This is a genomic window from Streptosporangium pseudovulgare, from assembly GCF_014648055.1.
Lineage (GTDB): Bacteria > Actinomycetota > Actinomycetes > Streptosporangiales > Streptosporangiaceae > Streptosporangium > Streptosporangium pseudovulgare.
On the sequence record NZ_BMQJ01000004.1, the window covers coordinates 1 to 21,685 of the forward strand.

Annotated in this window: 19 protein-coding genes; 14 read left to right on the forward strand and 5 right to left on the reverse strand. The window is 73.2% G+C overall.

What is annotated here, in order from left to right:
- Positions 1–200: 200 nt before the first annotated feature.
- Complete coding sequence (locus IEZ10_RS09685) at positions 201–1,013, forward strand: TrmH family RNA methyltransferase (RefSeq protein ID WP_229811107.1); 813 nt, start codon at positions 201–203, stop codon at positions 1,011–1,013.
- A gap of 89 nt (positions 1,014–1,102) precedes the next feature.
- Here IEZ10_RS09685 and IEZ10_RS09690 read toward each other — a convergent pair whose 3' ends face one another.
- Positions 1,103–1,369, reverse strand: coding sequence for a hypothetical protein (locus IEZ10_RS09690; RefSeq protein WP_189246166.1), 267 nt, complete (start codon positions 1,367–1,369; stop codon positions 1,103–1,105).
- An 88-nt stretch (positions 1,370–1,457) separates the two neighbouring features.
- Between IEZ10_RS09690 and IEZ10_RS09695 the strand changes: the two genes are divergently transcribed.
- The 3 genes from IEZ10_RS09695 to IEZ10_RS09705 all read left to right on the forward strand — a co-directional run bounded on the left by IEZ10_RS09695 (position 1,458) and on the right by IEZ10_RS09705 (position 2,899).
- Complete coding sequence (locus IEZ10_RS09695) at positions 1,458–1,652, forward strand: hypothetical protein (protein ID WP_189246167.1); 195 nt, start codon at positions 1,458–1,460, stop codon at positions 1,650–1,652.
- A 141-nt stretch (positions 1,653–1,793) separates the two neighbouring features.
- Positions 1,794–2,411 (forward strand): HAD family hydrolase, encoded by a 618-nt coding sequence (locus tag IEZ10_RS09700; protein WP_189246168.1) that lies wholly within the window; start codon positions 1,794–1,796, stop codon positions 2,409–2,411.
- 89 nt (positions 2,412–2,500) lie between these two features.
- A complete protein-coding gene (locus IEZ10_RS09705; RefSeq protein ID WP_189246169.1) occupies positions 2,501–2,899 on the forward strand; it encodes a cold-shock protein in 399 nt (132 codons plus the stop codon).
- A gap of 62 nt (positions 2,900–2,961) precedes the next feature.
- On the opposite strand, the gene IEZ10_RS09710 is transcribed toward IEZ10_RS09705, so the two are convergent.
- Positions 2,962–4,743 (reverse strand): MFS transporter, encoded by a 1,782-nt coding sequence (locus tag IEZ10_RS09710; RefSeq protein ID WP_229811108.1) that lies wholly within the window; start codon positions 4,741–4,743, stop codon positions 2,962–2,964.
- Positions 4,744–5,033: 290 nt separating this feature from the next.
- Between IEZ10_RS09710 and IEZ10_RS09715 the strand changes: the two genes are divergently transcribed.
- Both IEZ10_RS09715 and IEZ10_RS09720 read left to right on the forward strand, forming a co-directional pair.
- Complete coding sequence (locus IEZ10_RS09715) at positions 5,034–5,861, forward strand: DUF3027 domain-containing protein (RefSeq protein WP_229811109.1); 828 nt, start codon at positions 5,034–5,036, stop codon at positions 5,859–5,861.
- A gap of 171 nt (positions 5,862–6,032) precedes the next feature.
- Positions 6,033–9,089, forward strand: a complete 3,057-nt coding sequence (locus IEZ10_RS09720; protein ID WP_189246521.1) for a sacsin N-terminal ATP-binding-like domain-containing protein — start codon at positions 6,033–6,035, stop codon at positions 9,087–9,089.
- A gap of 28 nt (positions 9,090–9,117) precedes the next feature.
- On the opposite strand, the gene IEZ10_RS09725 is transcribed toward IEZ10_RS09720, so the two are convergent.
- Positions 9,118–9,420 (reverse strand): DUF2530 domain-containing protein, encoded by a 303-nt coding sequence (locus IEZ10_RS09725; RefSeq protein WP_189246171.1) that lies wholly within the window; start codon positions 9,418–9,420, stop codon positions 9,118–9,120.
- A 154-nt stretch (positions 9,421–9,574) separates the two neighbouring features.
- Between IEZ10_RS09725 and IEZ10_RS09730 the strand changes: the two genes are divergently transcribed.
- Complete coding sequence (locus tag IEZ10_RS09730; protein WP_189246172.1) at positions 9,575–11,014, forward strand: NCS2 family permease; 1,440 nt, start codon at positions 9,575–9,577, stop codon at positions 11,012–11,014.
- A 62-nt stretch (positions 11,015–11,076) separates the two neighbouring features.
- Here the strand turns inward: IEZ10_RS09730 and IEZ10_RS09735 are convergent, their stop codons facing one another.
- Positions 11,077–12,591: an ATP-binding protein gene (locus tag IEZ10_RS09735; RefSeq protein WP_189246173.1), complete on the reverse strand. Its 1,515-nt coding sequence runs from the start codon at positions 12,589–12,591 to the stop codon at positions 11,077–11,079.
- A gap of 295 nt (positions 12,592–12,886) precedes the next feature.
- Between IEZ10_RS09735 and IEZ10_RS09740 the strand changes: the two genes are divergently transcribed.
- The 3 genes from IEZ10_RS09740 (at position 12,887) to thpR (ending at position 15,343) form a co-directional block, all read left to right on the forward strand.
- On the forward strand, positions 12,887–13,339 hold the full coding sequence (locus tag IEZ10_RS09740; protein WP_189246522.1) for a MarR family winged helix-turn-helix transcriptional regulator: 453 nt from the start codon (positions 12,887–12,889) through the stop codon (positions 13,337–13,339).
- A 233-nt stretch (positions 13,340–13,572) separates the two neighbouring features.
- The gene (locus tag IEZ10_RS09745) at positions 13,573–14,814 is read left to right on the forward strand and encodes an MFS transporter (protein ID WP_189246523.1); all 1,242 of its coding nucleotides are present in this window, start codon (positions 13,573–13,575) and stop codon (positions 14,812–14,814) included.
- Positions 14,771–15,343 (forward strand): RNA 2',3'-cyclic phosphodiesterase, encoded by a 573-nt coding sequence (gene thpR / locus IEZ10_RS09750; RefSeq protein WP_189246174.1) that lies wholly within the window; start codon positions 14,771–14,773, stop codon positions 15,341–15,343. The genes IEZ10_RS09745 and thpR overlap by 44 nt, the downstream gene beginning before the upstream one ends.
- A gap of 340 nt (positions 15,344–15,683) precedes the next feature.
- On the opposite strand, the gene IEZ10_RS09755 is transcribed toward thpR, so the two are convergent.
- Positions 15,684–16,652, reverse strand: a complete 969-nt coding sequence (locus IEZ10_RS09755; RefSeq protein WP_189246175.1) for an aldo/keto reductase — start codon at positions 16,650–16,652, stop codon at positions 15,684–15,686.
- A gap of 172 nt (positions 16,653–16,824) precedes the next feature.
- On the opposite strand from IEZ10_RS09755, the gene IEZ10_RS09760 reads away from it, so the two are divergent.
- From IEZ10_RS09760 to IEZ10_RS09775, 4 genes are all read left to right on the forward strand, one after another.
- Entirely contained in the window at positions 16,825–17,421 is a 597-nt protein-coding gene (locus tag IEZ10_RS09760) for an RNA polymerase sigma factor (RefSeq protein WP_189246176.1), read from the forward strand.
- The gene (locus tag IEZ10_RS09765) at positions 17,414–18,643 is read left to right on the forward strand and encodes a CU044_5270 family protein (RefSeq protein WP_189246177.1); all 1,230 of its coding nucleotides are present in this window, start codon (positions 17,414–17,416) and stop codon (positions 18,641–18,643) included. Before IEZ10_RS09760 ends, IEZ10_RS09765 begins: the two co-directional genes overlap by 8 nt.
- Positions 18,644–18,949: 306 nt before the next feature.
- Complete coding sequence (locus IEZ10_RS09770; RefSeq protein WP_189246178.1) at positions 18,950–20,257, forward strand: MATE family efflux transporter; 1,308 nt, start codon at positions 18,950–18,952, stop codon at positions 20,255–20,257.
- Positions 20,258–20,365: 108 nt separating this feature from the next.
- Positions 20,366–21,610 (forward strand): hypothetical protein, encoded by a 1,245-nt coding sequence (locus IEZ10_RS09775; RefSeq protein WP_229811110.1) that lies wholly within the window; start codon positions 20,366–20,368, stop codon positions 21,608–21,610.
- Positions 21,611–21,685 lie beyond the last annotated feature (75 nt).

A 21,685-nucleotide genomic window follows, 5' to 3' on the forward strand; every position in this document is an offset into this window, starting at 1 on the left:
CCGCGCCGTACGAGCTGGAGCGGGCCGACGGCGCGTACTCGCCCGTGGAGATCGCGATCCGCCGGGGCCTGGGACGGGACACCTCCGGTCCGGACGGGGACGGCGCCAACGACAGCGCCGGGTAGACGCGCGCGGCGCGGCGGGTGGGGCATGGGTGGATGTCATGTACAACGGAGGCAGAGACAGCGGTGGATCTGCGGGTGAGTGGCCGCAACGCACGATTCCAGCAGTGGGAGGCTCTCCTCCGGAATCGGACCAAGCGGCAGCGTCGCGGTGAGTTCCTCGTGCAGGGCGTGCGCCCGATCACCATGGCCGTCGAACACGGCTGGCAGATCCGAGAGCTGCTCTACGACACCGGTGCTCAGCTGTCCGGCTGGGCACAGGAGGCCCTGGACACGGTCCGAGCCGAGAAGATCGCCGTCTCCCGTGAACTGATGCACGAGCTGGGAGGCAAGGCGGACACGATTCCGGAGCTGCTGGCCGTGGTCGCGATGCCGGAGGACGACCTGTGCCGGATCCCGGCCGCGCCGGCCATGCTCACCGTCGTGTTCGATCGGCCCACCAGCCCCGGCAACATCGGGACCCTCGTCCGGTCCGCAGACGCCTTCGGCGCCTCCGGGGTCATCATCACCGGGCATGCCGCCGACGTGTACGACCCGAAGGCGGTCCGGGCGAGCACCGGCTCGCTGTTCGCCCTACCCGTGGTCCGGGTGCCCTCACACCAGGCCGTTCTGTCCTGGGTCGCCGACGTCCGCGCCAAGGGCATCGGCATGAGCATCGTGGGAACCGATGAGCACGGCGCACTGGATGCCGCCGTGTACGACTTCACGCAACCCACGCTGACCTTGATCGGCAATGAGACCACCGGTCTCAGCTCCGGCTGGCGTGAGGCCTGCGACCGGTTCGTCCGGATCCCGATGTCCGGGTCCGCCAGCTCCCTGAACGCGGCGGCCGCCGCGACCGTCGTGCTGTACGAATCGGCACGCCAGCGGACCGCCGCCGCCCGGCGGTAGCGCACTGATCGCAGGCGACGGCCCGGCGCCGAACCGCTGGATCCCCGGATCACACGCACTCTCGGCGTACCGGCTCAACGAGATATGCCTCAGAGGATGTGCATGCGGACGCCGAGGCGGCGGATGCGGTCGCGGTAGCTGTAGCGCTCCAGGTCCAGCAGGGTTCGTACGGCCTGCTGGGCCATGGGGTGGTCGCGGACGAGCATCGGGGCGATCTTCTCGGCGCGTTCCAGCTCGGCCACGGCGGCATCGCGCTTGCCGCACCACAGCAGCCCTCGCGCGTAATCGAGGTGGTGGTACCCGGCGCGGCCGGCCTGCAGGCCCTTCGGAAGCTGGACCGTCTGCGCTCGCTGCACGGCCCCCGGCCCGTCGCCCAGCTCGACGGCTACGGCGACACCGTGGATGTCGATGTTGGGCTGGTTCGTGGACAGCTGGTAGTAGTTCGTGCGCTGGCGAGCGCCGAACCGGGTGACCGCCTACGCCTCGCGGCCGGTGTCCGGGACCGAGGAGGTCGCCCGCCTGGTCGCCGCTCGATACGCGGAGCTGCGGCGGAACACGTCGCGAAGGGGCGACGGCATGAGCCCGGAGCGCCGGGCCGACGGCCCGGGGGATGTGACCCCACTGCGCTCCCCCGGCTGACGATCCGCACGGGGCCGTCGCCCGGCACGTTCCCCGGCGGCGATTACCCCTGCACCGGCGGGATTTGGCACACTGCGGGGAGCGCGCGGAGCGAACCCTCCGGCGGATGACGAGGAGTTGTGAGCCGGAGATGAGTGTCCGATGACGTCGGTGGGATTCGACCTGGACATGACGCTCGCCGACACGCGCGCCGGTATCGCGGCCGTCTTCGACGAACTGTCCCTGCGGCTCGGTGTGTTCATCGACAGTGCCGTCGTGGTGGCGAGGCTCGGGCCGCCGCTGGAGTGGGAGCTGGCCAACTGGCTGCCGCCGGAGGAGATCCCGTCGGCCGTGGCTCTCTACCGGGAGCTGTACCCCTCGCTCGCCGTGCCCGCCACCGTCCCCATGCCCGGCGCGCGCGAGGCCGTCGAGGCCGTACGGCGCGGCGGCGGCCGGGTCATCGTGGTGACCGGGAAGAACCCCATCGACGCGACGCGGACGGTCGAGTTCCTCGGCCTGGAGGTGGACATGGTCGCCGGGTCGGTCTTCGGAGCCGCCAAGGGCCCGGCCCTCGTCGACTTCGGCGCGACCGCCTACGTGGGGGACCACGTGGCCGACATCGAGGCGGCCCGGGCCGGCGGCGCGGTCAGCGTGGCGGTGGCCACCGGCGGTCATCCGGCGGAGGATCTGCGCGATCACGGGGCCGACGTGGTCCTGGCGGATCTGACCGAGTTCGGGGAGTGGTTCGGCGGCTGGCGAAACACCGCTGTCGTCGCGTAATTCCGGGGAAATAGACGGTCGCCCCCGGCGTCCTGTGGGCATAACCTACATCCATTCCTTTTCACGACAGTCTGAACGAGGTCACCCCTGTGCCGAGTGGCAAGGTCAAGTGGTACGACGCCGACAAGGGTTTCGGCTTCCTCACCCGCGACGACGGCGGTGAGGTCTTCGTGCATTCCTCCGCGCTTCCCGGTGGCGTGGACTCCCTCAAGCCAGGGCAGAAGGTCGAGTTCGGTGTGGCCGAGGGGCGCCGTGGCCAGCAGGCGCTCTCGGTTCGCGTGATCGACCAGCCCCCGACGCTCGCCAAGGCCGCCAAACCGAAGGGCAAGCGCAAGAAGCCCGACGAGATGGTGGTCATCGTGGAAGACCTGATCAAGCTACTGGATGACGTCTCCACGGCGTACCAGAAGGGCAAGCACCCCGAGCCCGCACACGGCAGGAAGATCGCCGCCATCCTCCGCACGGTGGCCGACGACCTGGAGGCCTGACCGCGCTCCGGTGGCTCCCGGTACGGCGGTGACCACCGCGGCCCCGTGACCGGCCCCCGCGTTCAGCCGTGGGGGTTGGTCAGCGGTTTGGTGTGCTTCTCCGTCTTGTCCGCCGGGTGGTCCCCGTGCCGCACGATCGTGGTGGCCGGCCCGGTGGGCTTCGGGGCGCGCCGCGTCCACCGGAGCCGGCGCGTGCCGGACGCCGGGGCGTCGTCGTGCGGCTCGCCCGCCGGGCCGCCGGACGTCGGGCCGCTGGGCACCGGGCCGTCCGGCGAGGGGCCGCCGGACGAGGGGCCCTGCGGGTCGCCGTCCGGCGCGGGCGGGGCGACGGGCCCCTCGGAGCCGGGCACGTCGTCCCCGGCGACCGTCGTGACGGCGGGGGCGTCAGATGCGGCCGGGGCGCCGGAGGCGGTCCGGGCGGCCTGGGCCCGCTCCTCCACCGCCATCGTCCGCCCGCGGCGCCGCGCCACCAGCCAGCCGAACGAGCCGCCCAGCAGCGCCGCCATCACCGCGAGCCCGGTACGGCCGCCGGCGAACAGCGACAGCAGCAGCCCGAACAGGCCGCCGGCCACCCAGGTGACCTGCAGGATCGCCTCCACCACGCCGAAGGTGGACGAGCGCACCTCCTCGCCGATCTCGCGCTGCACGATGGCGTCGAGCGCCAGCTTGCCCAGCCCCTGGGCGAACGCGGCCACCAGGGCGACGGCCACCGCCGTCCACAGGGTGAACACCACCGCCGGGACGATCGTCGCCACGGTCGTCAACGCCAGCGTGGCCAGCACGATGACCTGGGGAGAGCGGCGGCGCATCCGGGAGGCCACGGCCGTACCGGCGAGGCCGCCCGCCCCGGCGGCCACCGCCAGCAGGCCGATGGTCACCGCGGGCGCCTGGCCCGGCAGCTTGCCGTCCTGCACCAGGAACAGCAGGTAGAACAGCAGGAACCCGGACTGGGCGCGGATGGCCATGTTGGCCCGCATCGCCTCGGTCACCACCGGGCCGACGTTCAGCAGGGTGCGCCAGCGGTGCGGGCGTTCCTCCCCCTCCTCACGGAGCTCCTCCAGGTCGGGGGAGTCGACGTGGCGCGGGAGCCGTACGGCCCACACGCCCTGGAGCAGGAAGACGACCGTCGCCCCGCGCAGCATCCAGTCGCCGCCGACCCAGGCGCTGACGCCCGCGCCGACCGGGACCGCCACCCCGGCCGCCACCAGCGCGAACAACGCGACCCTGGCGTTCGCGGTGACCAGCGGGATGTCGGCCGGCAGCACGTTCGGCATGATCGCGGCGCGGGAGACGCTGTACGCCTTCGACAGCACCAGCACGGCCAGCGCCGCCGGGAAGATGGTGAACGGGTCGCCGCTGACGAACGCCGCCGCCATCGCGAAGCACAGCAGCCCGCGGCCGAACAGCGTGCCGGCCATCACGAAGCGCCGGCCGGAGCGGAAGCGGTCGAGGACCGGGCCGACGAACGGCGCGACCACCACGAAGGGGATCATCGTGATCAGCAGGTAGAGGGCGACCTGGCCGCGGGCCTCGTTGACCGGGAGCTTGAACAGCGTCCCGGCCAGGGCCGCGGTGACCAGCGCGTCGCCGGCGCTCTGCCCGGCGGTCAGTTCGATGAGCGGGCCGAGCCCGGTGCGGCCGGCCCCCTGGGCGTGGGTGAGCCGCCGCGTGGCCCGGCCCATCCGGCGCACCCCGCCGGCCGTGCCGCGACCGGCGCGCGCCGCCGCCCGCCCCGCGCCCCGGCCCGCCCGTACGGTGCCACGCCCCGCCCCGGCCGCCGCCCGGCCCGTCCGGCGGGACGCCTCGCCCACCACCCGCCGCGCCCGGTTCCACCCGTTTCCCACGCATCCAGTCTTACCCGATCGATCCGGCCCTACGATCGGCCCGCGGACCGGACCGGCCCGTTCAGCGGCGCGCTTCCGGCGGGGTCGGGACGCCTTTTTCGCACCGGGCGCCTCTTCCTGAAAAAATGGTGATGGCCAGGTCGTCCGATGGCCACGGCTCGCCCCCCGCCCCAGGGGAGGTACGGTGCCGTCCGCTCCGGACATGGGTGAGAATGAACTGTGAGTCAGCGCAACGAGCGAGCGAGCAAGCACAGCGACCGTCCGGTTGCGGGGCCGACGGGAGCGGGCTCGTGAACCGCGTCCGGACCCGCACCCCGGTTCTCGACCCCGCCTGCGCCGCCGCCGTGGACCTGGCCCGTTCCGCCGTGGAGGAGAACATCCGGCCCGACGAGGTGGGCGGGCACCTCGGAGCGCAGAGCGAGGGCGAGCGGGTCGTCACCCATTACTTCGCCTGCCTCGACCGCGCCTACGCCGGCTGGCGGTGGGCGGTGACCGTCGCCCGCGCCTCGCGGGCGCGCAACGTCACGGTCAGCGAGGTCGTGCTCGTGCCCGGCGAGGGCGCGCTGCTGCCGCCGCAGTGGGTGCCGTGGAGCGAGCGTCTGCTCCCCGGCGACCTCGGCGTGGGCGACCTGTTGCCCACCGCGGCCGACGACGTCCGCCTCGCGCCCGGCTTCACCGACACCGGTGAGGAGACCGACCGCGAGATGTTCTTCGAGTACGGCCTCGGCAGGGCCCGGGTGCTGTCCCCGGTCGGCCGTGACCGCGCCGTGCGGCGCTGGCACGCGGGTGAGGCGGGGCCGCACACCCCGATCGCGCACGCCGCGCCCGCCCAGTGCTCCACCTGTGGCTTCTACTGGCCGCTCGCCGGCGCGCTGGGCGCCACGTTCGGCGTCTGCACCAACGAGTTCGCCCCGGACGACGGCCGCGTGGTCGCCGCCGACCACGGCTGCGGCGCGCACTCGGAGGCGGCCGTGACGCCGCCCCAGGTCGAGCCGGCCGCGCCGATCCTCGACGAGCTCGCCTACGACATCACCGAGCACCTCGCCGAGGAGCTGCCGGGGGCGGACCGCGGTGGTTCGGTGGACGACGCCGCGGCCGAGCCGCTGGGCCACTCCTGACCCGGCCCCCTCCCGCGGGGCCGCGTCCCGGTCCCCGCGGGGCCGTCCGGCGCGGGCGGGCCGTTCACGGCCCGGCGGCCCGGTGCGCGACGTGACCACTGGATCCCTTCGACCCTTGGACTCATCGCTGTGACTGACATTTTCGGCCCCGACACCTTCGGCACCGACCGGATGCGCTCCGCCGTGCTCGCGGCCTGGACCGCCTCGCCCGCGCGGTTCCGCGAGGACGCCAACGCCGAGGAGGACTTCGCGCTCGGCGGCTACCGCGACCGGCTGATCGTCGAGCTCGCCCAGAACGCCGCCGACGCCGCGGTCCGCGCCGGGGTGCCGGGGCGGCTGCGCCTGTCGCTGCGCGAGGGCGTGCTGTCGGCCGCCAACACCGGCGCGTCGGTGGACGCCGCCGGGATCGAGAGCCTGTCGACGCTGCGCGCCTCCGCCAAGCGCGGCGAGGAGGACGCCGCGGGCCGCTTCGGCGTCGGTTTCGCCGCCGTGGTCTCGGTCACCGACGAGCCGGTGATCGGCTCGCTCGGGTCGGGGGTGGTCCGCTGGTCCCGTTCCCAGACCGCCGCGCTGGTGGCCGCCGAGCCGGTGCTCGCCGCGGAGCTGGCCGAGCGCGGCGGGCACGTGCCGCTGCTGCGCCTGCCGTTCCCGGCCGGCCCGGTGGAGGTGCCGCCGGGGTTCGACACGCTCGTCCGGCTGCCGCTGCGCGACGCCGCGTCCGAGGACGCCGTACGGCGGATGCTGCGGGAGGCCGGTCCGGCGCTGCTGCTCGGGCTGCCCGCGCTGGAGTCGATCGAGATCGACCTCGACGGCGAGATGCGCACGATCCTGCCGGACGGCTGGCGGGTGGTCTCGGCGTCCGGGCGGTTCACCCCCGAGGAGGTGGCCGAGCTGTTCGCCGACCGGCCGACCGAGGAGCGGAGCCGGCCTCACTGGCTGGTCCGCTGGGCCGTACCGGTCGCCGGGGAGACGGGGGAGCCCCGGCCGCTGCCCGAGCTGGTCCGGCCGGTGGTGCACGCGCCGACGCCGAGTGACGAGCCGCTCGACCTGCCCGCCCTGCTCATCGCCTCCTTCCCGATGGCGACCGACCGGCGGCACGTGGCCATGGGGCCGCTGACCGACTTCCTGGTGGAGCGCGCCGCCGACGCCTATCTCGACCTGCTGGCCGGGCTGTCCCGCACGCCCGCCCTCCTCGACCTCGTCCCCGGCCTGATGGGCAGGGGCGAGCTCGACGCGCGGATCCGCCGCGCCATCCTGCGCAGGCTCCCCGACCTGCCGCTGCTCCCCGCGCTGTCGCCGCCCGCCGACGCCGCCGTCGCCGAGGGCGCGGGCACGGGCGCGGGCACGCCGGGTGAGGACATCGTCGTCACGGGGCGGCAGGCGTCGGTGGTGGCGGCGCCGGGCGAGCTGCTTGCGAAGATCGCCGGCATGGTCCCCGGGCTGCTGCCGGCCGGGTGGCCGTCCCGGCACCCCGCGATCGCCGCGCTCGGCGTCCGGCGGGTGCAGCTGTCCGACGTGGTGGACATGCTCTCCGGGGACGCCGTCGCCGATCTCGGCCCCGAATGGTGGCGGTCGCTGTACGAGGTGCTGCCCGCCGACGACCCCGAGGCGCTCGGGGCGCTGCCGGTGCCGCTGGCCGACGGCCGCCTGGTCCGGGGGCCGCGCGGCACGCTGCTGCTGAGCGACGGTTCGGCGCTGGACCCGGCCGTGCTCGGCCCGCTGGGCCTGCGCGTGGTGCACCCGGAGGCCGCTCATCCGCTGCTGCTGCGCCTGGGCGCCGCCGAGGCGACGCCCAGGACGGTCCTGGAGGACCCGCTGACCCGCTCCGCCGTCGCGGAGTCGCTGGACGGCCCCGACCCCGAGCCGGTGGCGCAGGCGGTGCTCGCGCTGGTGGACGCCGCCGGGCTGGTCCCCGGTGACGCCCCGTGGCTGTCGGAGCTGGCGCTGCGCGGCGCCGACGGCGAGCTGTACCCGGCGGGGGAGCTGCTCCTGGCCGACGGAGCGCTGGCCGGGCTGCTCGACGCCGAGACCCACTTCGGCACGGCCGCGCCCGACCTGGTGGAGCGGTACGGCCCGCGGGTGCTGGCCGCGGCCGGCGTGCTCGACGGCTTCGCCGTGGTCAACGACGCCGACGTCATGCTCGACCCGGACGAGTTCGACCACGACCTCGACCGCGAGGAGGAGTGGCTGGAGGCGGTGCTCGACCTGCTGCCCGACATCGACGTGCCGCCGGTCGCCAGGGAGTTCTCCGCCGTCCGCGACCTGGAGTACGTCGCCGACTGGCCGTCGGCCCTGGCCCTGCTGTCGCGCCCGCCGCTTCGCTCGGTCCTGCACCCGCTGCGGGTCCTGGCGGCCGGCGAGGTCGTGGAGGTGCCGTCCTACACCGCGTGGTGGCTGTCCACCCACCCGGTGCTGGACGGCCGGCGTCCCACGCAGCTGCGGCTGCCCGCCGCCGACCCGCTGCTGTTCGGCCTGTACGGCGACGCGCCCCCCGTGGTGGACGAGGCCGCGCTCGCCATGATCGGTGTGCGGACCACCCTGACCGACCTGCTCGCCTCGCACGGCGGCCCCGACGAGCTGCTGGACCTGCTGGGCGACCCCTCGGCCGAGGTGGACCGGGCGCAGCTGCGGTCGCTGTGGGTGGCGCTCGCCGGTGTCGAGCCCGCCCGCGTCGCGCCCCCGCGGGCGGTGCGGGCGATCCTCGACGGTGAGATCGTCGTCGTGGACGCCGAGAACGGGCGGCTGCTGGCGGGACCCGACCGCGTCGGGGGCGCCGGGGCCGAGGTGCCCGAGCCGGTCGTGGTGGAGGCCCCGGACCTGCTGCCGCTGGTGGCGGACCGGCCGCTGGTGCTGGCCCCGTTCGACCTCGCCGAGGCGCTGTCGGAGCTGCTCGACCTGCCGCTGGCCGGGGAGGAGGCGGCCGGTGAGGTGACCTCCTCGGGTGCGGTCCGCGAGGTGCCGCCCGCCGTGCGATCGCTGCTGCCCACCGCGCCCGCCACGTACGTGGAGCACGAGAAGCTGCTGGTGGACGGCGTCCCCGCGGCCTGGCGGTTCTTCGAGGGCACGGTGCACGCCTCGGGTGTGGAGGGCCTGGCGCGGGGGCTGGCCTGGGCGTCGGGCCAGTGGGGCGACCGGCTGGCCGTGGCGGCGCTGCTGCGCGACCCGGCGGCCGTGCCGCTGCTGCTCGCCGAGGCCGACCTGGACAGCTGGACCGCCTCGACGAACTAGCGGCCGCCTTCCCGCCGTCCGCCGCCGGTCAGGAGGCGGGCGGCGGGGTGGGGGAGACCGGGGGGATCGCGGTGGCGGGCTCGACCGGCTCCTCGCCGGGAGCCGGGGCCGAGGCCGGGGCGTGCCGGTCGCGCCGCCGGACGTACCACAGGCCGAAGAGGCCGCCGCAGATGCCCGAGACGCAGGTCCATATCCACCAGCGGTGCCCGGCGTCGGGGCCGATGACCAGAAGTGCGACGAGGGCGGCCGCCCACAGGCCGATGCCCGTGAGGATCGTGGCCGTGTCGTTGGTCTTCAGCGGCTGGAGATCCGAGGGGCGAGACTGCTTCACGTGAGCCAGCGTAGGCGACGGGGGCTCACCGCCCGCAACCTGGCCCTGTGAGATCGCGAATCGGTCGCGAAAACATCACCATCGCGGCCTGGCTCTTCCGGCGGCGGACACGCACTGTCACCCTGCGTCCGTGACTGACAGTAAACCCACCCAAATGAGTGGTCTTGACCGTTTCTTTAGCATTTCCGAGCGCGGATCGTCGGTCGGCCGGGAGGTCCGGGGCGGCCTGGCGACCTTCTTCACGATGGCCTACATCGTGGTGCTCAACCCCTTGATCATCGCCACCGCCAAGGACGCGGACGGCCAGTTCATCGCCGACGCGACCTCCGCGCCCACCGGTCTGGTGGCCGCCGGGACCGCCTTCGTCGCCGGGGTGCTGTGCATCCTGATGGGCGTCGTCGGGAAGGTCCCGTTCGCCATGGCCGCCGGGCTCGGCCTGAACGCCTTCGTCACCTACGGCATCGCCTCGCAGATGTCGTGGGAGGCGGCCATGGGCCTGGTCTTCCTCGAAGGCGTGATCATCGCCCTCCTGGTGCTGACCGGGTTCCGGACGGCGGTGTTCAACGCCATCCCGCCCCAGCTGAAGACCGCGATCAGCGTCGGCATCGGCCTGTTCATCGCGCTGATCGGCTTCGTGGACGCCGGTTTCGTCCGCAAGGCGCCGGCCGTGCCGCTGGAGCTGGGCATCGGCGGCAACCTGACGAGCTGGCCGATCTTCGTGTTCGTGGCCGGCCTGCTGATGCTCGTCATGCTCGTGGCCCGCAAGGTGAAGGGCGCCATCCTCCTCGGCATCGTCGCGACCACCGTCCTGGCGATCATCGTGGAGGCCGTCGCCAAGGTCGGCGGCTCGGGCACGGCCGACCAGCCGAACCCCGGCGGCTGGCGGCTCGTCGTGCCCGCGATGCCGGAGAAGATCTTCGGGTTCGAGAACCCGCTGGTGCTGTTCAAGGAGTTCGACCCGTTCGGCGCGTTCGGCTCCGTCTCGGTCATCGTGGCGCTGCTGCTCGTCTTCACCCTGCTGATCACCGACTTCTTCGACACCATGGGCACGATCGTCGGCGTCGGCGGCCAGGCCGGCCTGATCGCGGAGGACGGCACGCTGCCCCGGACCCGGGAGATCCTCCTGGTCGACTCGATCGGCGCGGCGGTCGGCGGCGCGGGCTCGGTCTCGTCCAACACCACCTACGTCGAGTCGGCGGCGGGCGTCGGGGAGGGGGCGCGCACCGGCCTGGCCAGCGTCGTCACCGGCGTGCTCTTCCTGCTGGCGATCTTCGTCTCGCCGCTGGTCGCGGTCGTCCCGCACGAGGCCGCCGCCCCGGCGCTGGTCGTCGTGGGCTTCCTGATGATGACGGCCATCCGCGAGATCGACTTCACCGATTACGAGATCGCCATCCCGGCGTTCCTCACCATCGTGCTCATGCCGTTCAGCTACTCCATCGCCAACGGCATCGGCGCGGGCTTCGTCAGCTTCGTGCTGATCAAGCTGGCGAAGGGCAAGGCCCGTGAGATCCACACCCTGATGTGGGTGGTCGCGGCGTTGTTCGTCCTCTACTTCGCCCTCGGCCCGATCAAGTCCCTCCTCGGCGTCGGCTGAGAGGCACGCGGGAAAGGCCGTCGTGGCGGCGGCGCGGGCCGCCACGACGGCCTTTCCGGTTCTCACGCGGGCCCGGGTCGCCCGAGGACGGGGACCGTCTTCCCGAACAGGGCGGGCAGGTCGACCAGGAGCACATCGCCACGACGGCCGGCGGCCTCCACGAGGCCGGGGTGGAAACCCTCCAGGGAGAAGATCGCCAGCAGGGCCGAGGAGACGTCGTGCCCCTGGTCACGGAGGACCTCCTTCAGGCGTTCGAGCCGTTCCAGGTCGGCGGGGCCTCGCCGTACGAGGGTGGCCTTGGCCTCCCCGATGAGACCCACCACGGCACGGCCGGCCCTTTTGTCCAGGGCGATGACGTCGATCTCGTGCTTGGCCCTGCCGCCCTTGTCGTTGACCACCGTCGAGGCGACCAGGCCGGTTCCGCCGCGCAGCGAGGGGTCAGGGTGGCGGCGGAGCCAGTCGCGGGCGCACTCCTCGAAGTGCGGGCCCAGAACGCGGGAGACGAAGGTGGCCTGCGAGTCGTGCCACGCCTGCGCCGAACCGCCCGTTTCGACGAGATCCCGTTTCGGGACGGTGATCAGGTTGTGGAAGCGGATGATGGGGTCCGCGACGGTGATCACCGGACGCCGCTCCCAGAGTGGGTCCGTCGAACGGCTGAGGTAGCCCGAGTTCGTCAGCATCTCCAGCGGACGGCCCAGAGAGGTGCGATCCCGCTCCAGCATGCCGCCGATCTTCGCCGGGCTGGTCGCCCCGGAGGCGACCGCGTTGATGATCGCGTAGTGGAGCGAGCTGCCGGTGAACCGCGGGTCCTCCCGCAGGAGGTACTCCGCCTCGCTGCGGGAGAAGAGCGCCTGACCCGGGTCGAGGACCGTGGCGGGAATCCAGACGTCGAACTCCGGAAGACTCCGGGGCGCGGGCCCGGGGGCGAGGTTGCGGTAGCCGGGCGACCCGCCGAGTACGGCGTGCACGCGCAGGGCGGTCGCGGGATCGTCGATCCCCCAGTGCCGTGCGGTGGTGGTCAGGTCGAACGGCTGGAGGCGGAGATCGACGGCGGCCCGGCCGCGCAGCGCCTTCGTGCCGGACATGAGCTCGTTCATCACGGAGATGGCGGATCCGCATAGGATCACTCGCCCGCCCTCGTGACCGTGACCGGTCTGCGAGCGGTCGTAGAGGAGCTGGAGCAGGCCGGGGATCTCCGGTGAGTGCGCCATCCAGTAGGGCAGTTCGTCGATGACCAGGAGCCCGGGCGCACCGCTCCGGCGCGCGGTCAGGCTGATCGCCGAATCGAGGAGGGACTCCCAGCCGGCGTCGGCGCCCAGGAGATCTGCTCCGATTCCCGCATAGCGGGCGATGTCCTCCGCGAACCGCCGTCGCGCGGCCGGCGCGCCCTCTTCGGCGACCGCGGAGACGTAGAGCCCGCCCACCGAGTCGGCCAGCGCGCGCAGGAGGTAACTCTTGCCGACCCGGCGGCGTCCCGAGACCACTCCCAGGCGCAGGTGTGGGTCGGGATGCCTGACGAACTCCGTGAGTGTCGACCATTCGGAGTCGCGAGAGAGCAGACGAGAGGGCTTCTTCATTGCCGCCTCCTATTTTGTATGCTTCCAAGCATACAAAACAGGAGTCAGATCTGCATGCAATTTGCGCTCGCCTGATGTGCGAGACCGTGGCACGAGGCGCGGGGCCGGGCCGTGTGGCGGTCGCGTGGAGGGTCCCTTCGCGGGGTCCGGCGGAGAGGCCGGGGGCGCTCGCCGTACTCTGCGAACATGCGGCGGGCGCCGCTGCCCCGGGGCCGGTGACGCGCGCGAGAAACCCCTGCCCCGTCGGGAATTCCGGAGCGTCGTATATAGTTAGCAAAGGTAATGACCCATGATAATGAACCCAAGCAAGGACCAGCGCGCGAACCTGCGCAGCGACGCCGGTCTGGCCTCGGCGCTGCGCGTGTCGCTGGCGCGCCTGAACAGACGCCTGCGCAGGCAGGCCGCCGGACACTCGTTGACCCCCACCCAGCTCGCGACGCTCGCCGCGGTGGAACGGCATTCCGGGATAACCCCCGGCGAATTGGCCGAGCTCGAGAAGGTGCAACCGCCCTCGATGACCCGCGTGACCTCCGTGCTGGACGAGCGAGGGCTGGTGTCGCGCACACCGCACCCGACCGACCGGCGCCAGGTGACGCTGAGCGTGACCGAGGCGGGCTCGGCGCTGCTGAAGGAGGAGCGCCGCCGCAAGGAGGCGTGGCTGACGCGGCAGTTGAAGGAGCTGACGCCCGAGGAGAGGGCGGTGCTGCGGCAGGCGGCTCCGATTCTGGAGAAGCTCAGCCGGATCTAGCCGAACCTGAGGAACCCAGGGCCTCGGCGACCCCGCAGGACGCCGAGGCGCGCACCGTACCGGAGGGGGGGCCGGTACGCCGGGTCACGCGTCGGGTGACGCGCGCGGTGCCCGGGTGGCGGGCGGCCGCGCGCCGCCGCCGGACCGCGCGGGCGGCGGCCGCGGGCGAGCTGCAGGCCGTCGAGACCAGGACCGTTCAGCCCGTCCCCAACGTCCCCAAGTCGGGGGGCGGGATGTTCCGGTCGCTGCGCATCTACAACTACCGGCTGTTCGCCATCGGCGGCGTGATCTCCAACGTCGGCGGATGGATGCAGCGCACCGCGCAGGACCTGCTGGTGCTGGACCTGGCGCACGGCAGCGCCTTCGCCCTGGGCCTGACCACCGCGCTGCAGTTCCTGCCGCTGCTGCTGTTCGGGCTGTGGGGCGGCATGCTCGCCGACCGCTACCCCAAGCGGCCGCTGCTGATGGCCGCCCAGTCGCTCATGGGCCTGCTGGCGCTGACCATGGGCGTGCTCGTGGTGACCGGCAACGCGCAGGTCTGGCACGTCTACGTGATGGCCTTCGTCCTGGGCCTCATCTCCTGCGTCGAGGTGCCGACCCGGCAGTCGTTCGTCGTGGAGATGGTGGGCCGCAAGGACCTGTCCAACGCCGTCGCGCTGAACGCCTCCAGCTTCAACCTGGCCCGCGTGGTCGGCCCGGCCATCGCGGGCGTGCTGATCTCCATGCTCGGCGGCACCGGCCCGATGTTCCTGGTCAACGCGCTGTCGTTCGGCGCGGTCCTCGCCGGCCTGGGGATGATGCGGGCCTCGGAGCTGACCGCCCCCGACCCGGTGCCCAGGGCCAAGGGCCAGCTCCGCGAGGGCCTGCGGTACGTGCTGGCGCGCTCCGAGCTGCTGCTGCCGATACTGCTGGTCGCCTTCGTGTCGCTGTTCACCCAGTCGTTCTCGATGTCGATCGCGCTGATGGCCCGGCAGGTCTTCGGCGCGGGCGCGTCCTCCTTCGGCCTGGCCTCCAGCATGTTCGCGGTGGGCGCGCTGGGCGGCGCGCTGCTCGCGGCCCGGCGGGTACGGCCCAGCCGCAAGCTGCTGATCGGCGGCGCGCTGTCCTTCGGCGTGGCCCAGATCGTCAGCGGCCTGGCCCTGTGGTACCCGCTCTACCTGCTCTTCCTCATCCCCGCCGGGATCGCGCTGATCACGGTCAACACCGCCGCCAACACCAGCGTCCAGCTCGCCGCCTCGCCGGAGATGCGCGGCCGGGTGATGGGCATCTACGTGCTGGTCTTCACCGGCGGCGCCCCGATCGGCGCGCCGCTGCTCGGCTGGGTCGCGGAGGTCGGCGGCCCCCGCACGGGCGTCGTCATCGGAGGGGTGCTCACGATGCTCGGGGTCGGCGCGGCGATAATGCTGACCAGGGTGATCGGCAGGAGGACGCATGCGGCTGTTCGTCGGACTACTGCCGCCGCGGCAGGTGCGTGACGAGCTCGCCCGAGCCCTGGAACCCCACCGGGCGGCCTGGCCCGAGCTGCGCTGGCTGAACCTGGAGAGCTGGCACGTGACGCTGTCGTTCCTGGGCGAGGTCCCGGAGGCGGTCCTGCCCGGCCTGCACATCCGGCTGGCGCGCGCCGCGTCGCGCTACGAGCGGATGACGCTGTCGTTCGCGGGCGGGGGCGCCTTCCCCTCCGCCCGCCGGGCGCGGGTCTTCTGGACCGGGCTGCGCGGCCCCGAACCCCGGCTCGTCCGCCTGGCGGACTCGCTCGGGGCGGGGGCGTTCCGGGCCGGGGCCGAGCAGGCCGACCGGCGGCGGCTCCGGCCGCACCTGTCGCTGGCCAGGACCCGCTCCGGCGTCGACGTCCAGGACCTGGTGGACGCCTTCGCCGCGTTCTCCGGGTCCTCCTGGGAGGCGGACGCCGTGCACCTGGTGCGCAGCCACCTGGGGGCGACGGTCCGCTACGAGACGATCGAGGAATATCCCCTCGCGGCGCCCGCACCCGGTGAGCGGGGCTAAGCTCCAAAGCGTGGATCGTCCCCGTCGCTGGCTGCTGCCCACGGTGCTCGCACTGCTCGTGCTGCTCGTGGTGATCGGCGCCCTCGTCTCCTAGGCCGCCCGGGCTTCGGCCGTACGGGACTTCGCGGCTCTTCCCGGACTCCCGTCGTGCGGCTCCGCCACGCGGCCCCAGCGCCGCTCCGCCGTACGGCCTCCGTGGCTCTCCCGGCTCCCGCCGCGCGTTCTCCGCGCCGCTCCGCCGTACCGCGCGTTGCTCCGCCGTACGGCGTGCGGGTTCGCCGTACGGCGCGCGGGTTCCCGCCGGAACGGGAACCCGCGGGCCGTGTCCGCCGGTCGCCCGCTACCAGGCGTACTCCTCGGGCGCCGTCCTGAACCCGGGGAAGATCTCGTCCAGGCGGGTCAGCGCCTTGTCGTCCAGCGTGATCTCCAGGGCCTTGACGGTCCCGTCGAGCTGCTCGGCCGTGCGCGGGCCGATGATCGGCGCGGTGACGGCACGCTGGTGCAGCAGCCAGGCCAGGCCGACGTTGGCCGGGTCCTCGCCGAGCTCGTCGCAGAACGCCTCGTACCGCTCGATCTTGTCGCGGTGCTTCTCCAGCTCCTTGGCGATGTTCTCGGCGGCCGAACGGCCCTTGTCGATCTTCCGGAGGATGCCGCCGAGCAGGCCCCCCGCCAGCGGGCTCCACGGGATCAGACCCAGGCCGTAGTCCTCACAGGCCGGGATCACCTCCAGTTCGGCGGCGCGGACGATGAGGTTGTAGTGCGACTGCTCGGAGACGAGGCCGAGGCCGCCCCGGCGGCGGGCGGTCTCCTGCGCCTTGGCGATGTGCCAGCCGGCGAAGTTGGACGACCCCACGTACAGGATCTTGCCCTGCTGCTTGAGGATGTCCATGGCCTCCCAGAACTCCTCGAACGGGGTGTTCCGGTCGACGTGGTGGGCCTGGTAGAGGTCGATGTAGTCGGTCTGCATCCGCTTCAGCGACGCCTCGGCGGCCCGGCGGATGTTGAGCGCCGACAGACGGCCCTCGTTGGGCCAGTCGCCCATGTCGCCGTAGAGCTTCGTGGCGATGACGGTCTTCTCGCGGCGGCCGCCGCCCTTGGCGAACCATCGCCCGAGGATGTTCTCGGTGATGCCCTCGCCCTTCTTCCACCCGTAGACGTTGGCGGTGTCGAAGAAGTTGATCCCCAGCTCGTGGGCGCGGTCCATGATCGCGAAGGAGTCTTCCTCCGAGGTCACGGGGCCGAAGTTCATGGTGCCGAGACAGAGGCGGCTGACCTTCAGGCCGGTACGGCCAAGCTGTGTGTAATCCATGACCTTCACCCTAAATACCTGGAGCGCACTCCAGGCGAGCCCGCCGCGCGGAACCCCGACGACCGACAGGCGTCGTCGATGGCCACCTCCCGCACCTGCCGGCGCCGGCCGCGAAGTCGGACGGGCTCTGCGGCGGACTAATGGTGTATCTGGAAGAAGGGACACCATGCGGATGACCGCTCCCCCCGATTCGCCGGGGAGACTTGACGACGCCGCGCTCATCGAGCAGTCGCGGCATCGGCCCGAGTCCTTCGCCACGCTGTACGACCGCTACTTCGGCGATATCTACCGCTACATCGCCGCGCGGATCGGACCGCAGGCCGCCGACGACCTGGCCTCCGAGACCTTTCTGGTCGCGTTCCGCAAGCGAGACGGCTTCGATCCCGAGCGTGGCGCGGTACGCCGATGGTTGTACGGAATCGCCACCAACCTCCTCGCCGGCCATCGCCGAAGCGAGACCCGGAGGCTGGAAGCGCTGGCCAGGGTGCCGGTGGCCAGTCCCGCCGAAAGCGAGCACGCCGACCGCGTGGCGGCGCAGGTGACCGCGGCGGCCACGCAGCGCCGACTCGCCGCGGAGCTCAGCCGGCTGCCCGACGGCGAGCGGGACGTGCTGCTCCTTGTCGCGTACGGCGATCTCAGCTACGAGGAGATCGCTCAAGCCCTCGACATCCCTCTGGGCACCGTGGCCTCCCGGCTCAACCGGGTCCGCAGAAAGCTGCGCGCGGCGCTGAACGACATCACTGCTGAATCTGGAGGATCCGATGGATGAGCCGCACGACGACCAGGACGTCCGTCAGCCGGTCGATCCGCACCACGTGACCGCGGTACGCCACCTGCTGGGATCCCACGAACCCTCACCCGGCACGGTCGCGGAGGGCCGCGCCCGGCTGCTCGCCGAGGCGGCCGCGACCGCCACGGTCAGCAGCCTGGAACCCGTACGGCGGAGGCGGCGCGGGCGGCGGGGCCGGTGGGCCGGCGTCGGGCTGAGCCTCGCCGCCGCGGCGGCCGCGGTGGCGGTTCTCGTCCCCATGGGACTGTCCGGCGGTGGGACGTCCGTCGTGCCCCGCACCGGCGTGCCGGCTCCCGCCACGACCGAGCTGACCGCCCGGCAGGTCCTGCTCGCCGCCGCCGTCGCCGTGGAGAAGGCCCCCGCGAGCGGCGACTACTGGCGCATCGCGACGGTCGACCGGTCGACGTTGACCGACCCCACCCGCAGCTATGTGATCGAGACCAGGTGGTCCGGAGAGCAATGGCTGACGGAACGGCCGGATCTGCAGGGCTGGCGCATCAGGCGGTATCTCGGCGCCAAGCCCGTGACCCCGCGGGACGAGGAGGCATGGCGGGCCGCGGGGGCGCCCACCAGTTGGCGGTACTCCGAGGACATGAAGAGTGAACAGTTCGCCGCCCCGCCGCCCGGGGGGACGCTGGAGGCGGCGGCGGGCGAGCGGACCGCCGAGCGGCTTCGCGGCCGTTGGAAGGGCACGGCCGGTGACCTGATATGGGATTCGATCACCTGGCAGGAGGCGCGCGCGATCCCGGACGACCCCGGGAAGCTTCGGACGTACCTGGAAAAGTACGTCCGGCGGCAGGTGGCGCATCCTGACTCCGGGATAGACGTGGAGAAGGAGATGCCGCGGCTCCTTCGGGCGGTCTGCATACGGATGATCACCGGCTTGCCGGTGTCCCCCGAGGCTCGCGCGTCCGCCTACCGGATCCTCGCGTCCCTGCCCGGCATCCGGGCCGGGGGGGAGATCACGGATCCGCTGGGCCGGCGCGGGCAGGCGCTCGTCTATCGGGAGGAGGCCGAGCCGGGCCTGTTCACTGAGATCCGTTTCGTGGTCGACCCCGGCACCGGTCTGCCGCTCGCCGAAATGCGGATGAACGTGGCCAAGGGCGCCGACGGGCGGACGGTGGAGATCCCCTCATCCACCTCGTACCAGGCGATCGGCTGGACCGACGAAAGACCGGAACCGCCCGCCCACCGGGACTGAGGCGCTCACCGATCCGCGCGCGGGGACCAGGCGGGGGCCGGCCCCCGCGCGGCCCTCCCACCGATCATCGCCGCCGAAGCCGCCGAAGCCGATCATTGGCATGCTCCTTAGAGGTGTACCTCTTAGAGCCATGGTTCTAAGAGGTACACCTCTAAGATCATTCGATACGCCGAGGGAAAGCCGGAGACCGCCGGACCGGCCAGAGGCGGATGAGGGTGGTTCCCGGGTCTGCGGCGATCTCTCACGGTAGGATGAAGATCGATCCCGGGTGGAGCGTGATGACGGCTCCCCGGGATTCTCCGTTTCATGACCCCTTACCGTGCGATCCTCGGTGCCGCCGTCCCCCTCTACCTCTCCTCGGTCGCCTCCATGGCGGGCTCCCTGGTGACCGTCTCGGTCCTCGGCCGGCACGCGACCGCGACGCTGGCCGCCGCCCTGGTCGGCGCGGTCGCCACCCCGGCGATCGCCGCGGTGACCGGGGTCATGCGGGGCCTGATGCCGTTCCTCGCGCCGGTCCGCGACGACGCGGACGCGGCGGTTCCCATCATGCGCGACGCCCGGTGGCTGGCCATCGCCGTCGGGGTGACGGGCGCGCTCGCCGCGGCGTGCGTGCCGGTGATCGCCCGGATCGGCGGGGTGCCCGGCGAGGTCGTCGGCGAGCTCGGGCTCTATCCGGCCCTGACGGCACTGGAGATCCTGGTCAGGGCCCTGGCCGGCGGCGCGACCTCGGCGCTCGTCGCCCTCGGCCGGAGCCGGATGGTGCTCTGGTCGGGGCTGTCGGCCACGGCCGTCGCCGTCACGCTGACCGCCGCCCTGGTCCCGCCGCTCGGCCTGACCGGCGCGGGGATCGCCGAGGTCGCCTCCGCCTGCGTCGGCGCGGCCGTCGCCAACGTCTGCCTGCGCCGCCTGCCGCTGCTCCGGGGGCACTCGACACGCCCGGGACGGCCCCGGCCGAAGGAGATCCTCGACATGGCGCGGGTCGGCCTCCCACTGGCGGGCACCGTACTGGTCAAGTTCGCGGTGCTGGGCGTGGTGGCGTTCGCGGTGGCCCGGCTCGGCACGGGCGACGGGGCGGTCCACGCGGTCCTCAACTCCCTGATCGGATTCGTCATGGTCGCCTCCATCTCGGTGGCGCAGGCGTCGATCCCGGTGGTCGCCCGCGCCGCCGACCCGCGCGAGGCACGCCGCGCCGTCCGGGCCGCACTGGTGATCGCGCTCGCCGGGGCGTCGGCGGGCGCGGCCGTACCGGCGGTGGCCGGGGGCGGGCTGGTCGGGCTGTTCACCGGCGACGCCGCCGTGGCGGGCCGGGTGCTCGGGATGCTGCCGCTGATGATCCTGGCGGCGATGGCGGACGGCTGCCAGGCGGTGACCGGGTTCGGCCTCACCGCGCTCCGGCGGTCCTCGGCCAGCCTGACCTACTTCGCGATCCTGTACGGCCTGCTCGCCCTGGCCGCCTTCCCCGTGGCGGCGACGGCGGGCCTGACCGGCCTCTGGACGGCCAGGATCGCGGTGAACCTGCTGCTCGTCGCCGCCCAGGGAGCGGGCTTCCTCCGCTACAGCGCGCTGGTCGGGTCGCCGGCCGTACCGGGGCGGACCGCGCCGGTACAAGGCTGACCCGTCGGCTCGCGGCCCGCCCCGGCACGGCGAGGCGGGTGGCGTCCGGCGACGGCGCGGACCGGGTACGGCCGCTTCCGCGGGCCGATCGCAGGGCATTATGGCGGGATGGGGAGTAAGGCGGGGGAGATCGTGGTCCGTACGCTCGCGTCGGCCGGGGCGGTCGTGCTGGCCGGCGCGGTGGCGCTCGCCGGACCGCAGGCGCGGGCGCAGGCCCGCGAGGGGACGGCGGAGCGGTCCCGGGCGGTGACGCCTCAGGAGCAGGCGCAGGCGGGGACGCGGGTCGAGGCCCACGGGGCGCCGGGCGACGTGCGGGCCGGGGCTCCGGCGGGGGCCTCGACCCGGGCGGCGGCGTGGGACGACGACGAGGGGAGGCCGCTGTTCACCTTCAAGGACCGGCGGATCAACGAGTCGAGCGGGCTGGCGGTCTCGCCGACGCACCCGGACGTCTACTACACCCACAACGACAGCTCGGCCGCGCCGGTCTTCTACGCCGTCGGGCCCAACGGCCGTACCCGCGCGACGTTCAACCTCCGGGGGGCGTCGGCCCGCGACTGGGAGGGGATGGCGGCGTCCAAGGACCCGGCGACCGGCCGGGGGGTGCTCTGGTTCGCCGACATCGGCGACAACTTCGACGGGGCGTGGCCGGACGTCTCCGTCTACCGGGTGGACGAGCCCGCCGCGATGCGTGACGCCACCCTGCCCGCCGTGCGCTACCGGTTCCGCTACGAGGACGGCAAGCACAACGCCGAGAGCGTCATGGTCCACCCCCGCACCGGGCGGCTCTACATCGTGACCAAGCAGTTCGCCGGCGGGGTCTACGCGGCGCCGAAGCGACTGCGCACCGACCGGATCAACGTGCTCCGCAGGGTCGGCTCCGCGCCCATCATGGCCACCGACGCCGCCTACGCCCCCGACGGGTCGAGTTTCGTCATCCGCACCTACTTCTCCGCCACCGTCTACCGGGCGCCGGGCAAGGAGATCTCCCGGGTGTCGATGCCGCCGCTGGAGCAGGCCGAGTCCATCGCCTACACGCCCGACGGCAGGGCGCTGCTGACCGGGAGCGAGGGGGTCGGCAGCCCCGTCTACCGCGTCCCGCTGCCCGAACGGGTGCTCCGCGAGATCGACGCGACGCGGGCGAAGGCCGCGGAGAACCGAAAGGCCGCGCCGACCCCGACGGGGAACACGGAAGGCCGGGCCACGACGGCAGCCGACGCCGGACCGGACGCCCGGGGTGACACACGGGCGGCCGACGCCGACGCGGGGGTGCCGAACCGGGCGGTGGCACTGTGGCTGGCCGTCGCGGCGGGAGCCACCGGCGTCATCACCTTCATCGCCCGCCGCGCCAGATAGCCGGGCGGGGGCCTCGGACCCGGCGTCGGGCCGGGATGAGTGCTTTCCGCAACCGAACGGCAACCGGCGCCTGCC